Source organism: Nocardia sp. NPDC003693 (genome assembly GCF_053981095.1).
This window is the reverse complement of record NZ_JBSFNO010000049.1, coordinates 19,757-33,151: the sequence shown is the minus strand read 5'-3', so window position 1 is coordinate 33,151 and position 13,395 is coordinate 19,757. Positions and strand designations below refer to the sequence as shown.

Below are 13,395 nucleotides of genomic sequence, written 5' to 3'. Positions count from 1 at the left end.
TGGTGCGGATGGCCGACGCGGGGGAGCTGTTCATCACCTGGCGGTGGGTGGATCATCCGGCCGCCGCGGGTATCGGAGTCGTGCCCCGGGAGCAGGTGGAGGCGGCGGTCGGGCGGTTCGCGGCCGCGCTGCCCGCGCCGGGGGAAGCGGGTGGGCTCGAAAAGGTCTTGAGCACCGGTGAACTGGCGGACCTTGCGGCGGAAGATGAGCTGGCGCAGCTGCTTTCGGCGACCTTCCTGCCGTATCAGCTCGCGGTGCAGCTGTACGAGCTGCACGTCGCGGGGGTGCGGCCGCTGCTGCGGATCCAGCCGTCGCCGCGGGTGGCGCAGATCCCGTGGGAGCTGATCGCGCCGGACGCGGGACTGCGGCTGGTGGAGATCGCCGACGTGAGCCTGCTGGCCCCGGCGGGAATCGTGCAGGCGCCCGCCCGGATCGGGCGGACATGGGAGAGTGCGCGGGAGCTGCCGGTGGTGGCGGTGCTCGACCCGCGCGTGCCCGGATTCCGGGCCGATTCGGTGCTGGGCTCGGTGCTGGGCCGGATGGAGGCGGGCGCTCCGCTGGCCGAACTCGTCGCGAGTCACGCCGCGCGGGACCGTTTGGTGCCCCGGGTCGGCGACCCGCTCGAGGCGTTCCGGCGGACCGATCTGGATCGGGACTGGCTCGGGGAGGTGTTGCGCACCGGTGCCTCCCGCCTGCTCTACGTCGGCCACGTGACCGCCGCCGCGCCCGAATCCGGGCGCAGCGAGTCGGCCACCCTGCATCTGGCCTGCACCGCGGACACCCTGGGTTTCGCCCCGGCCGAACGCGATCACCGCCCGCTCTCCGCGCGCGATCTGCTGCTGGGCACCCACACCCTGGCCGACGATCCGCGCAGCGGACCACAGCTCTGGCCCATTCCGAGCCGGGTGGCCCTCATCGCCTGCGAGAGCGGCGGGGACTTGCGCTTCGGCGAGGCGCTGGGCCTGGTGGCCGCGATGCTCACCGGCGGCGCCGAACTCGTCACCGCGGGCCGCTGGCCGCTGCCCACCGATCTCGCCTTCCAGCGACTGGGCGGCGCGCCCGCCACCAGCCGTCCCCTGCAGGATGCCGTGTGCGCCATCGACGCGGCCCACGAGGGGGTCGATCCGGTACGGGCGCTCAACGACTGGCAGCGGACCCGCCTGGCCGCCTGGCGCGCGACCGGCGCGATCGAGAACTCGCCGCTGATCTGGGCGGCCTTCGCCACGATCGACGCCCGCTGAGCGCGTCGCGCGGCCGAAGTTCACCCCTGAGGTGTGAGGTCTCGCGGGCGTGGATCGGGCAGCGTGGGGAGTCCGTGCCCGGTGGTCGCCGGTTGCGGACGAGTCGATAACGACACGTGCCCGATCCGATGCTGCACCGGCCGCGGTGAGACAGGGGACCACATGGGTATGCACAGGTTTGGGGTCATGGCGCGTCGCCCGCTGGTGCGGGCCGCCGCCGTCGGACTGTCCATCGCCGTGGCGGGGCTGGCCGTAGCGGCCTGCGGCGGAGATTCCTCGGACTCGGATTCGGCGACCTCGAGCAGCGCGTCCGCCGACGATCCGGCGGCGATCGCCGCCGACGCCTACGTCTTCGGGTATCCGCTGGTGCTCATGGACGCCACCCGCGCCGCGGCCGCCGAGTCGAATCGCTTCGACCACGCCGATTCCCTGCCCACGCCGGACAATCGGCAGGTCGTTCGCCTGAATCTGGACACCCTGTACTCGCAGGCGTGGCTGGATCTGCAGGCCGAACCCATGATTCTGCAGGTGCCCGAGATGGACGGGGATCGGTACTGGCTCATGCAGATCCTCGACGCCTGGACCAATACCCGGCACGATCCGGGCAGCATCGATCCGCAGCTGCGCTCGGGTGCGAAGACCGGGCCGTTCACCTACGCCATTACCGGTCCCGGCTTCAAGGGCACGCTGCCCGAGGACGTCACCGAGTTGAAGATGCCCACCGACATGGCTTGGCTGCTGGGCCGGGTGCAGGTGAACGGTGAGTCCGATGTGGCGGCGGTACAGGCGATTCAATCGCAGATGAAGCTGGTCCCGCTGAGCCGGTGGGTGGCCGGCGATCAGGAGAATCTGCCCCCGGGACGGCCGAGCGACAAGTCGAAGAATCCATCGCAGGAGTTCGCGGAGATGTTCGCGCCGCAGTTCTTTGCGACGCTGAACGAGCTCATGACGACCAATCCGCCCGCCGACGCGGATGCCTCCGCGATGGAGCGGTTCGCGAAGATCGGCGTGGCTCCCGGCGGCAACACCGACAAGACCACGCCCGCCGTGCTCAACGAGGGAGCGCAGCAGGGCATGAAAACCATTACCGCGTATACCGATCCGGACCGTAAGAACGAGAACGGCTGGGTATTCGGCACCGATGTCGGTACCTACGGCACCAATTACGCGCTACGCGCCAATGTCGCCATGCTGGGGCTCGGCGCGAATCTGCCCAAGGACGCGCTGTACCCGACGATTTTCGTCGAGCCCGCGGGTGGCGGTGCCACTGGGAAGTACACGCTGCACTTCGAGGCCGGGAAACTGCCGCCCGCCAAGGCTTTCTGGTCGATCACCGCCTACGACGCGGACAGCTTCCTGGTCGCCAACCCGGCGAACATCTACTCGGTGGGCCATCAGATACCGGTGACCGCGAACCCCGACGGTTCGGTGGACATCATGGTGCAGAACGCCGACCCGGGTTCGGGCGTGCCCGCCGGAAACTGGCTGCCCATACCGGAATCCGGCAAGTTCTCGCTGACCATGCGGTTGTACGCGCCGGAACAGAGCGTGATCGACGGCAGCTGGCAGCCGCCGGCGCTGAAGGCCGGGTCCTAGGTTCTCTCGCATCCGCGTCCCCCGGTGGCTCGATCGCACCGGGGGACGCGGTGCGTCCGCGAGGTCGGTGACGTTGTGGCGGTCCCGGGGATGCGCGTCCGATCGCGCAACTGCGGTTCGAGTGTCGTTGGGCCGCTAGATGATTCCGTGGTATCGCGCGCGATCCAGGGTGCCGCCCCGGGTGTTGGTGCCCAGCTTGCCGTAGATGCCCCGCAGGTGTGTCTTGACGGTGTTGACCGACACCCCGAGATCCTCGGACATCTCCTGCGCGGTCCGCCCCGAGGGCAGCAGCCGCAGCACCGCCAGCTCGGTCTTGGTCAGCGCGGGCCCGCGCTGGGCCCGCGCGGCCGCCGGATGCGCCCGCACCCGATCCGCGAAAGCGTCCAAGCGCCCGAACCTTCCGGTGTATTCGTCGAGCATCGCCAACACCCCTGGCACATCCAGGAAAGGCCGGATGATCCCCTCGTCCGCCCCGCGCCGCAGTGCCCGCTCGAGGCTGGGCCGCACCCGCCGCCCATGTCCGAGTCGTTCGGCCGCACTGGCGTCGAGCAGCCACGCGGTCACCTCGGTGACCGGATGCACGCCCGCCACGGAGTCCAGCACCGAAACGAGCAGCGCCCGAGTAGATTTCGACCGGTTCCCGACCTCCGCGATACAGGCCCGCGCGACGACGACGTCCGCCGACTCACCCAGCGCCCCCGCCCCCACCTCGACCAGCTCCTGCGCGAGCCCCGCCTCGTTGACCCCCAGCAGCGCCCACACCGCCGCCGGTAGCAGTGGCCCGCCGCCCGCAGCGCCCTCACTTCGCAACAACCGGGAAAGACTGTCCCGCAGCCCGTTCGCCGCCGGGAACCGCACCGCGTCCGGCGCGTGAAAAGCCACCAACCACCCGATGACCCGTGTGACGCTGTCACCCCACTCCTCGCCCCCGCCACCCAGCGCCGCCGCATACGGCCGGGCTTCGGAATGACACGCGTCGTCGAATACGGACGCAACTTCCCGCGCTCTGATGGCATGCCGTGCGTCGGTGCAGTTGCGCCGCCCGCACTTCTGCCGGTCGCCGGTGGCGGGAGTAGGTGCCGGATCGCTGCCACAGCAGCCGCGCTGCGCCGGGTCGCCGCTCGGAGAAGCCGCGAGCAAGAGGTCTTCACACGCGCAGATGTCCCCGTAGCCGTACCGGGCCGCTGTATGGAGTCGGGTCGCCGCAGCATGCTCGTCACCGTCCCCGCGTGGGAAATCGACGCCCGCTGCCCTGTCGACATGCCCTGCGGCCGTGCAACGCTGTCGCCCGCGGCTCTGTTGAACATCGGCGGTGCGATCAGGTGTCGCGGCGCCGGCCCACGGTGTGCCTGAGCCCTGCGCCGCATTGTGCCGCGCGGGGGCGCCGGTCGGAGATGCAGTGAGCGGCCGTGAGTCGGTATGCCGCATCTCGGTGGGATCAAAGGGGCAGCAAGGCATTTCGCGACTTCGGAGGGCGGACGTGCCCGCGTATGCGACGGGGTTGTCGGGTGTCGTGCCCTGCCAGTGGCAGGCCAGTGCGGCGAGGGCGGCCGCGTGGCTCGCGTATGAGGTATGCGTGAGCGCGTGGCGGGCGGCCGCGGCGCGCGCCTCGTCGGCACGGTCGCGCATCATGGTGATCGCGCCGTCGAGACCCGCAGTCAGGGCCAGCAGGCCCGTCGCACGCAGCGCGACGCGATGGCGGCCGCGGCGGGATGCCAGGGCCAGGCAGTGCCGCAGCGCGCGTTCACTGTCGGCGAGGTCGCCACGCAGGGCCCGCGAGACCGCGAGTTGCAGGGCGAGATAGCAGTCGATGTCGGGTTGCCCTGTCTCGGTGGGCGGTTCGTCCATGCCGAGCTCATGATCTCCGTCGCCGCCTGCCGCAGCATCCTGGTCGGCGTCGAGGGTTACGGCCCGGGTCAAGGAGCGCAGCCAGGGGGTGGGGGCCAGGGAGGGGGCGTCGGGGCGGGCGCGGACCAGGGCCGAATACGCTGCGGCCTCGGTCATTTCGCCTCGGGACCGGGCGTGGACGGCGCGTAGGAGCCAGACGAAGCTGTCGTCGGTGACGGCGGGGGAGGCCGCGTCGAGGGCGTGCAGGAGGGGATCGCCTTCGCCGTCGAGGACCAGAGCGAAGGCATTGTCGCGTAGGAAGGCTCGTAGGGCGGTGTCGTTCCGGGCGGCTATCAGGTGGGGGAGAGCCCGGAGGGGTTCGGCGGCGGCCAGTAGCCAGGTCGCGGCTCGGTCGTGTAGGTCCGGCAGGAGGGCGGGGTGGGTTCGGCGGGCCTCGGCGAGCAGGTGGGCGCGGACCAGGGGGTGGTGTTCGAGCCAGATCCGGTCGCCGCGCACCTCGCGGGTGAGGGGGAACCCGGCGGCTTCCAGGAGCGCCAGGTGGTGGGCCGCGTCGGGGCCGGCCAGGGCGGCGGCCAGGTCCTCGGTGCAGGCTTCGGGGAGGCAGGTGCGGGTCAGGAAAGCCGTTGTCCCGGGGGACATGTCGGACAGGACCTCCGCGCCCAGGAAGTCCGAGACGGCGCGGGCGGGGCGCGCCAGGGCGGTGAGCGCGGCCCGCGGCGGGCCGTCGTGCCCCGCGAGGTGCGCGGCGGCCAGCCGGACCAGTGCGGCCCAGCCCAGGGTCAGGGACATGATCGCGCGCAGGGCCGCCGCGTCCGGGGTATAGCCGTGCTGGGCGCAGACCTCCCGTGCCCGGGCGCTGTTCAGGGCGAGTTCGCGGGCGCCCACGCGCACGATTCGGCCGAGCAGGTCCAGCCGGTGCCAGCCCAGCGCCGGCGCCCGCCGGGCCGCGATCACCACGGTGAGATGCGAGGGAGCTTGGGACAGCAGGCTTTCCAGCCCGGCGAGCGCTTCCGGCGCGGTGAGGCGGTGGGCGTCGTCGATCACCAGCACCGTCGGCCGGGCCGGTGCGAGGCTCGCGAGCAGATCGGCGAGTTCGGGTGCGGTGGCCGGGTTGCCGGCCGGCGGCACGGCATGTGATCGGGCCGCGTGCCGTCGCTGGGGCGCGGTGCGGTGTGGAACCTCGCACGCGGGTGTGTCGGCCCGAGGTCGCCGACTGCCGGGCGCGTCGCCGGACAGCGCCGACAGCGCGTCCGGGAGCGCCGTTTTCGGCCCGAGCGCGTCGTGCGCGGCCGCGAACAGCGCCGTCGCGGAGTCGAGGCCGTCGTGGGCGGTGATCCAGCCGGTCACCAGGTCATCCCCGCGGGCGCGGGCCTCCCGGTCGAGCCAGTCGGCCAGGACGACGCTCTTTCCCGTGCCCGCCGGTGCGCTGATGATCAGCACCGTGGCGTGGGATTGGCCGAGTGCCGCGGCGAGCAGATCCAGCGCGGCGGTCCGAACCACGGGATGCGTGCTCGGAGCCGGTCTTTCCGAGCCGAGACGTGGGTGCTGCGCCGTCCTCGGGTGCGGATCCACCCGCTCGGTTGAGGTCACCCAAGCCTCCCTGGCCGCCGGACATGCGCGAAGCAACTTTCTAGCAATCTCAAGTTACCGGATGGGGGTTCGATCTGGACGTATGCCCGACCGGGCAATCACGGCCGCCCGCTCACGAAACCATCCCTGGCGGGTGAAGCGCCTCCGGCCCGTCCTGCGGCACAGTCGAACCGCGACATCGCGCGACGCTCGGGCAGGACACGCGCGTGTCGCGCCTTCCTTGGCGGATTTGCTGCGCGGGAGCGGCATTGCCGACACCATGGGGGCGGACAGTATCGTCGGAGCCCACCCGGAGCCGACGGCATCGCTCGAGCCCGCGCGGGTGAGCATGCCTCGGCGCCCCCCGATCCCCCCGGGCCCGGTGCGACCCACCGGGTTCGGGGTGAATTTCCCGATCGGCGTGTCGTGCCCGGAAGTTCACCGCCCCGAGAACCACCGCCCCGAGAAGTCGGGGGTCACGAAAAGATAACGGCGACTGGTCGTTTCCGATCTGAACGAAGGGAACTTCGGGCAGAGGAGACGGTGTGCGGCGAACGATGACGGCCCTGGCGGTGGCGGTGATGACGGCGGCGACGCTCTTCGCCGGTGTACCCGCGACGCAGGCCGACCCGGGCCAACTACGGCAGTGTTCGGTCACTTCCGGGCGAACGCCGGAAACCGCCGCCCCCGAGGAGGTCGGGCTGGATTCGGCCGCACTGGACCGCGCGCTGGATTTCGTCGCCGACCCGACCCGCTTCACGGTCTCGATCTATCGGAACAACTGCCTGGTGGCGGCGGGCCCCACCAACGCGCAGGCCGAGAACATGCCGTGGAACCTGTGGAGCAGCACCAAGAGCGTGGTGTCCATGGTGGCCGGCATCGCCGTCGACGCCGGACTCCTGCGGGTCACCGATCCCATCGACCGGTACCTGCCGCCCGGGCTCGGTGACGCCGAGCATCGAGCCATCACCGTGCGCAGCCTGCTGACCGAATCCTCCGGCATGGAGGTCGCCGTCGCCTCGGAGGGCATCACCGGTCTGGTGCAACTGGATCCGAACGTCGTGGCGCAGGCGCTGGCGATGCCGATCGTCGCCCCGCAGGGCACGAAATGGCAGTACAGCCAGCGCGCGGTGGACCTGCTCACCTATGTGGTGCAGCAGGCGGTGGGCGAGGACTTCCAGAGCTTCGCCCAGCGAGAACTGTTCGACCCCTTGGGGATAGCCCGCGGTGACTACTACTGGGCCCGCGATCGCAGCGGCCACACCTACGGGTACGCGCACCTGGTCATGCCCCCGGCCGATTTCGTCAAACTCGGCCTGCTGGTAGCCAATCGCGGCGATTGGGCGGGCACGCAGGTGATTTCCCGGGCCTACCTGGACGAGGCGACCACCCCGGCGGGCACCAACGACTGCTACGGCTACCTGTTCGTGGTCAACGGCCCGGGCTGCGCGTCGATCTTCCCCGGTCTGCCCGCCGACGCCGTGCAGATGTCGGGAATGATGCGCCAGGACAACAACATCGTCCCGAGCCTGGGCCTGCTGCTGAGCTGGACCGGCATCACCATCCCGGGCAGCGCGGTGAGCTTCCCGCACGATGCCATGCGCGCGCTCGACGCCGCGTTCCGTGATCCGGTGCTGGCCGACCCGGGCCCGTACCGTCCGGTGCCCGACGTCAGCCTGGCCGATCCGCAGATCTCCAATCCCGAGGCCACCCTCGCCGCACTCGGCCTGGGCCGCATGGCGTATCCGGACTGCGGCTTCCTGACGTGCCTGGACAAACCGCTCGCCCCGCCGGTGTCGGGGTGGCCGCCGGGCTGCTACATCGTCGGCTGCTTCGGCGCCGATCCGGCCACCCCGGGCATCCGGTAGCGCCGTCAGCTCACCGGCGTGAGCGCGGGCGGCTGCCAGCCGCCCTCCAGCGCGGGTGACTTCGGGGCGTACAGGCGCATGCTCAGCGAGAACTTTCCGGTCGCCGGGATGGGCAGCCAATTGCCCTGCGGCACATCCGGACCCGGATCCTCGCTCTGGACGGCGAGCTCCACCGTGCCGTCGGGCCCGGCGACCACCGGGATGTCGTGCCCGATCGAATAGATCTGCGCGGCATTGGGTACCAGGTAGCTGTCCCCGTCGTACGCGGTGATCGACCAGAAGGCGTCCACGGGCGGCAGCTGATCGGCGGCGAACCGCAGCCGGTAGCGCAGTGGAACACCGTTGTCGTCGGCCTCACCGGCCACGCTGGGGTAGATGGCGTCCTCGGCCAGATTCGCGCCGAGCGCCTGCACCGCCGTGCGGGCCCGCAGCGCGTAATCGGTTCCGTACGTGCCGAGATCGGTGCTGTAACTCCAGCCGTTCACCAGCTCGGCCTTCGGGTCGCGGTAGGCCGGAATGGCGGCCTTGGCCTGTGTCACGCCCTGGTTCAGCATGTCCGCCGACGTCGAATCGACCGTGGCGCCGGGCTTCACACCGATCTCGGCGAACCGCTCCATCGCGGGCGCGTCCGCGGCGGCCGGGGGATTGGCGACCATCAGCGCGCAGAGTTTGTCGAAGAAGGCGGGTCCGTCCATGGCCGCGACCTGGGCCGGCGGCGGGGTGGCGGCCGGATCGATCGAGAAGGGACGGCCGGGCGAGTCGGTCTGCCCGGCCAGCCAGGCGCTGAGCGGCACCAGCTTCAAACCGGCCTGCAGGGCAAGCACATTCGGCACGTCCTCCGGGCCGTTGACCTGGATCCGGCCGATCACCCAGGCCATATCGGTGGGCATGGCGAGCGGCGTCATGCCCTCGGGTGTCTGCCCGCTCCACTGCGGTCCGGACAGCAGGTAGGTGTACGGCGGCGTCTGCGCCCCGTCCTCGGTCCGCGGCCGCACGCTGCTGGGATTGTGCGCGGTGTTGGTCCACGCGTCGAGCACCTGCATGAGCCAGTACCGTCCGGATTCCATTGCGGGGACCTGCAATACGAGTGGTTCGGGGCGCAGGTCGAGCCAGGCCTGGGAGTACAGGGTGTCGAGGTTGAGCCGCACCACGAAGCGGTCGGCCGGGGTGGGCAGCGCCTCGGCGTTCATGAACTGGTTGGGTGCGCCCGAGGCCGCCCGCGTGGCGTCCATCAGGACCAGGGGGTATCCGAAGGTGTAGGCGTCGGCCGCGACGTTCGCGGGGTCGTTCGAGACCGTGGTGCTCGTGGCGCCCGAGTCGCCGGAGTCGTCGCCGGAGCCGCAGGCGGTGAGTCCCAGGCCCGCGAGCGCCACCGCGCCCAGGCCCAGGAGGTGCCGGCGGGACAGTCCGGTCGTGTTCGGATCCTGCACGTCGTACTCCTTCGATCCGCGAGATCCCCCCGGTCGGAGCTTAGCTAGATGTTTGCTAGATGGCGGTCATCTGCTCGGTGTGCGTCGCGGCTGTGACCCGGGCCACGGATGTGCTGTTCTGCCAACCCGGTCATATCGCCGCGGATTGCCTTGGATCGGCGTCGCCCGCTTATTACAGTGAGACTGCAATAGTGATTCCGAATCGAAAGTAGCCACACATGAACTTCCCGATCATCAACCTCGGCTCGGCCACCCTCGATCTCGCGAGCACCGTCACCGGTGTACTGGCCAATATCACCTATCTGATGCAGTCCTGGGGCTCGATGTAAAAGGGGTGCGCGATGCCAACCGACACCGATTCCCGGTCGGGAGCGGCCGAGATGTGGGGCAAGTTCCGGGCGCTGGGCGGCCCCGGCCACCTGCTCGACGGGGCCGCACCCGCCCTCGGCTTCCTCCTGGGCTATTCGTTCGCCGACGCCAGGAGCGGCGTGCTCATCGCGCTCGCGACGGCCGCGTTCATCGGGCTGTATCGCCTGCTGCGCGGGGACTCGGTGAAGGTCGTGGTGATCTCGCTGCTGACGGTGGTGGTCTTCTCGCTGTTCGTCGGCATCACCGGCGAGGGGCGCGGCTTCTATCTGCCGGATCTGCTGATCTGCCTGGTCTTTTCGGCCGCGTTCGGCCTCACGCTGCTGACCGGCCGCCCGCTCAGCCGATGGGCCTGCCGCCGGATCGGATTGGAACCGGCCGAGCACGCCGACCCCGGCGCGCGACTTTTCCTGCACCGCAGGGTAACCGCCGCGTGGTTCGCCTTCTGGGCCGTCCACCTGGCGATCATGGTCCCGCTCTACGCGGCGAACAAGGTGGTGCTGCTCGGCTCGGTCGCGCTGATGCTGGGCAAACCCGCGCTGGTGGTCATGCTCGCCGTCACCTGGCTGTGGGTGCGGCGGTCGCTGCGGGCCGAATCGATGGACATGCCTGTGCCGGAACGGGTTTCGTAGCCCACGTGGTCAGGTGCGCAGCAGCGCCGCCTGCACCTGGCGCAGTCGTTCCACATCACCCCGGAACCCCGCCACGGCATCGTTGTACAGGAACGCCTCCCACAGCCGGACCAGCGCGTACGCCAGCGTGTCCCGGTCCAGCGGCGGCCGATAGCCCTGTTCCTGGGCCCGCGCGATGAGCCCGGAGACGATCGCCACCACCGGTTCGTGCACCGGCCCGTCACTGCGGGTGATCAGGCGCAGCGCCGCGGTCGACTCGTTGTCGAAGTACGTGCGCAACGAATCGTGATCGACGAGCCACTGCACGGTGCGATCGAGAATCTCGTTCAGCCGGGCCGAACCGGTACTGCTCGTGCGGCGTTCGACGTGCGCCACCATGCGCTCGAGCTGGTGGACGATCACCGCGCCGAGCAGGCCGTCCCGCGATCCGAACCAGCGGTAGATGCTCGCCCGGCTCACCCCGAGCCGGGCGGCGACGGCGTTGACGTCGACCCGCTTGCCCGCCACGAACATCTCCGCGGCCGCGCGCAGGACGTCGTCGCGGCTGGCCGAGGCCGGCCGCCCCGGCGATCGGGTTCCCTCCGGGCGCGTCACGTGGAAATCATAGGTGCGAGATAGTCGGCCAGGGTACGCGCGGTGACCTCGCGACCCAGCGTCAGCGCCCGGGTCAGCAGTTCCGCGCCGCGGTCGGTGCGGCTGATGTCCGGGGCGTCGCGCGGCGGCCGAATCTGCAGCACCGCCGGGTGATCGGCGAACTCGCGCTCGTCCGCCAGCTGCCGCTGCATCCGCCCGAGCCACGGGCCCACCGCGCCGGGCGCGCGCCGGGACAGGTAGCGGGCCACGACCCGGTTCTCCAGATTCGATGGCGGGCGGGCGATCTCGTTGTCGCGCCGGGTGCGCAGCACCAGCACCCGGGTCGCGCCCTGGGCCAGCGCGGTGCGAATCGGCACCGCCTCGGACAATCCCGCGTCGACGTAGCGCCGCGCGCCGATGCGCACCGGCTTGCCCGCCAGGATCGGCATGCAGGTGGACGCGCGCAGCGCGATCTGGATCGAGCGCGAATCCGTCAGTCCGCCATGCAGATCCACCGCCGCGCCGGTGTCGGCGTCGGTCGCGATGGGGTGGAAGGTGATCGGATTGGCCAGGATGGCCGGAAAGTCCATGGGCACCAGGCGCTCGTACACGGTGTGCACCAGGTACCGGGTGTCCACGACCGGCCCGCCGCGCAGTGCCCGGATCGGTGAGATGACGCGATCGATGACCTCGGGCGCCCAGGCGCGTTCGGAGTCCCGGGCGCGCCCGCACAGCAGCCACGCCCCGTTGAGCGCGCCCGCCGAGGCGCCGTACACCGCGTCGAAGCTCGCCAGTACGCCCAGCTCCTCGATCGCCATCGCCATGCCGTGCGAGAACGCGCCGCGCGAGGCGCCGCCCTCGATGACCAGCGCGAGCCGATGCGGGTCGTCGCGCTGACCGGGCAGGCTGCCCGTGCGATGGCGATGGCCGATCAGTTCACCGACGCCGAGGGCGTCGTACGCGGTCCGCTGGTCGTCCGGCATTCTTCTCCTTCTCGGGGCCATTTGAGACATTGCACTATCTGTGTATCGTATCCGTCGATGACGGGGTCCACCCGGACAGCCGCATTCGACGCGGCCGGGTGGCCACGAAACTGGAGGTCAAGGCATGAAATTGGCGCTCACCGAGGACGAGCTCGCGTTTCGTGACGAGCTGCGCGCGTTCTTCCGGAGCGAAATCCCGGCCGATATCCGGAACCGGAATCGGCACGGGCAGGAGCTGAGCAGGGACGACATCGTCACCACCCAGCGCATCCTGAACCAGCACGGACTCGCGGTCCCGAACTGGCCGGTGGCCTGGGGCGGTCGCGACTGGACGCCCGTGCAGCGGCACATCTGGCACGACGAGTTGCAGCTGGCCTCGGTGCCCGAACCGCTGACCTTCAACGCCAACATGATCGGCCCGGTCATCGCGCACTTCGGTTCGGAGGAGCTCAAGCAGCGCTTCCTGCCCGCGACCGCCAATCTCGACATCTGGTGGTGCCAGGGCTTTTCCGAGCCCGAGGCCGGGTCGGACCTGGCCTCACTGCGCACCACCGCCGTGCGCGACGGCGACCACTACGTGGTCAACGGCCAGAAGACCTGGACCACCCTCGCCCAGTCCGCGGACTGGATCTTCTGCCTGGTGCGCACCGATCCGGGCGCGCCCAAGAAGCAGGCCGGCATCTCCATGCTGCTGTTCCCGCTGGACACCCCCGGCGTGACCGTGCGGCCCATCGAGCTCATCGACGGCTGTCACGAGGTCAACGAGGTCTTCCTCGAGGACGTGCGCGTCCCGGTGGAAAACCTGGTGGGCGAGGAGAATCAGGGCTGGACCTACGCCAAGTTCCTGCTCGGCAACGAGCGCACCGGCATCGCGGCCGTCGGCCAGAACAAGGTCCGGCTGTGGCTGGCCAAGGAATACGCGCGCCAGACCCGCCTCGGCGCGGGCACCATGCTGGACGATCCGATCTTCGCGAACCGCATCGCCGACCTCGAGAACGAGCTGCTGGCACTGGAACTGGTGCAGTTGCGGGTGGCGGCGGGCTCGGCCGACGGCAAGCCCAACCCGGTCTCCTCGATCCTCAAACTGCGCGGCACCGAACTCCAGCAGGCCGTCACCGAACTCCTGGTCGACATCGCCGGTCCCGATTCCCTGCCCCGCGAGGGCGATTCCCCGGACTGGGCGCGCCGCAGCACCGCCACCTACCTGAACTACCGCAAGACATCGATCTACGGAGGCTCGAACGAGGTGCAGCGCACCATCATCGCCTCGACCATTCTCGGATTGTGAG

At 70.4% G+C, this 13,395-nt stretch carries 9 protein-coding genes; 5 read left to right on the top strand and 4 right to left on the bottom strand.

Annotation, left to right across the window (positions count from 1 at the left end; all coding sequences use genetic code 11):
• Positions 1–8: 8 nt before the first annotated feature.
• Both ACWDOP_RS34610 and ACWDOP_RS34605 read left to right on the top strand, forming a co-directional pair.
• The gene (locus tag ACWDOP_RS34610) at positions 9–1,241 is read left to right on the top strand and encodes a CHAT domain-containing protein (protein ID WP_456348459.1); all 1,233 of its coding nucleotides are present in this window, start codon (positions 9–11) and stop codon (positions 1,239–1,241) included.
• Positions 1,242–1,427: 186 nt separating this feature from the next.
• Positions 1,428–2,837: a DUF1254 domain-containing protein gene (locus ACWDOP_RS34605; RefSeq protein WP_456348436.1), complete on the top strand. Its 1,410-nt coding sequence runs from the start codon at positions 1,428–1,430 to the stop codon at positions 2,835–2,837.
• A 135-nt stretch (positions 2,838–2,972) separates the two neighbouring features.
• Here ACWDOP_RS34605 and ACWDOP_RS34600 read toward each other — a convergent pair whose 3' ends face one another.
• Positions 2,973–6,185 (bottom strand): LuxR C-terminal-related transcriptional regulator, encoded by a 3,213-nt coding sequence (locus ACWDOP_RS34600; RefSeq protein WP_456348435.1) that lies wholly within the window; start codon positions 6,183–6,185, stop codon positions 2,973–2,975.
• 614 nt (positions 6,186–6,799) lie between these two features.
• On the opposite strand from ACWDOP_RS34600, the gene ACWDOP_RS34595 reads away from it, so the two are divergent.
• Positions 6,800–8,122, top strand: a complete 1,323-nt coding sequence (locus tag ACWDOP_RS34595) for a serine hydrolase domain-containing protein (RefSeq protein ID WP_456348434.1) — start codon at positions 6,800–6,802, stop codon at positions 8,120–8,122.
• Positions 8,123–8,127: 5 nt separating this feature from the next.
• On the opposite strand, the gene ACWDOP_RS34590 is transcribed toward ACWDOP_RS34595, so the two are convergent.
• Positions 8,128–9,552 (bottom strand): DUF1254 domain-containing protein, encoded by a 1,425-nt coding sequence (locus tag ACWDOP_RS34590; RefSeq protein WP_456348433.1) that lies wholly within the window; start codon positions 9,550–9,552, stop codon positions 8,128–8,130.
• A gap of 341 nt (positions 9,553–9,893) precedes the next feature.
• Between ACWDOP_RS34590 and ACWDOP_RS34585 the strand changes: the two genes are divergently transcribed.
• On the top strand, positions 9,894–10,550 hold the full coding sequence (locus ACWDOP_RS34585) for a DUF3159 domain-containing protein (RefSeq protein WP_456348432.1): 657 nt from the start codon (positions 9,894–9,896) through the stop codon (positions 10,548–10,550).
• A gap of 9 nt (positions 10,551–10,559) precedes the next feature.
• Here the strand turns inward: ACWDOP_RS34585 and ACWDOP_RS34580 are convergent, their stop codons facing one another.
• A complete protein-coding gene (locus ACWDOP_RS34580; protein ID WP_454201318.1) occupies positions 10,560–11,144 on the bottom strand; it encodes a QsdR family transcriptional regulator in 585 nt (194 codons plus the stop codon).
• On the bottom strand, positions 11,141–12,106 hold the full coding sequence (locus ACWDOP_RS34575; RefSeq protein WP_456348431.1) for a patatin-like phospholipase family protein: 966 nt from the start codon (positions 12,104–12,106) through the stop codon (positions 11,141–11,143). Before ACWDOP_RS34575 ends, ACWDOP_RS34580 begins: the two co-directional genes overlap by 4 nt.
• 124 nt (positions 12,107–12,230) lie before the next feature.
• Between ACWDOP_RS34575 and ACWDOP_RS34570 the strand changes: the two genes are divergently transcribed.
• Complete coding sequence (locus ACWDOP_RS34570) at positions 12,231–13,394, top strand: acyl-CoA dehydrogenase family protein (protein ID WP_454201316.1); 1,164 nt, start codon at positions 12,231–12,233, stop codon at positions 13,392–13,394.
• Position 13,395: the final 1 nt, after the last annotated feature.

Bases quoted from the DNA above. Each gene is read 5' to 3' on its own strand.
- ACWDOP_RS34585 (WP_456348432.1), top strand. From the start codon at position 9,894: ATGCCAACCGACACCGATTCCCGGTCGGGAGCGGCCGAGATGTGGGGC.
- ACWDOP_RS34605 (WP_456348436.1), top strand. From the start codon at position 1,428: ATGGCGCGTCGCCCGCTGGTGCGGGCCGCCGCCGTCGGACTGTCCATC.
- ACWDOP_RS34610 (WP_456348459.1), top strand. From the start codon at position 9: ATGGCCGACGCGGGGGAGCTGTTCATCACCTGGCGGTGGGTGGATCAT.
- ACWDOP_RS34570 (WP_454201316.1), top strand. From the start codon at position 12,231: ATGAAATTGGCGCTCACCGAGGACGAGCTCGCGTTTCGTGACGAGCTG.
- ACWDOP_RS34575 (WP_456348431.1), bottom strand. From the start codon at position 12,106: ATGCCGGACGACCAGCGGACCGCGTACGACGCCCTCGGCGTCGGTGAA.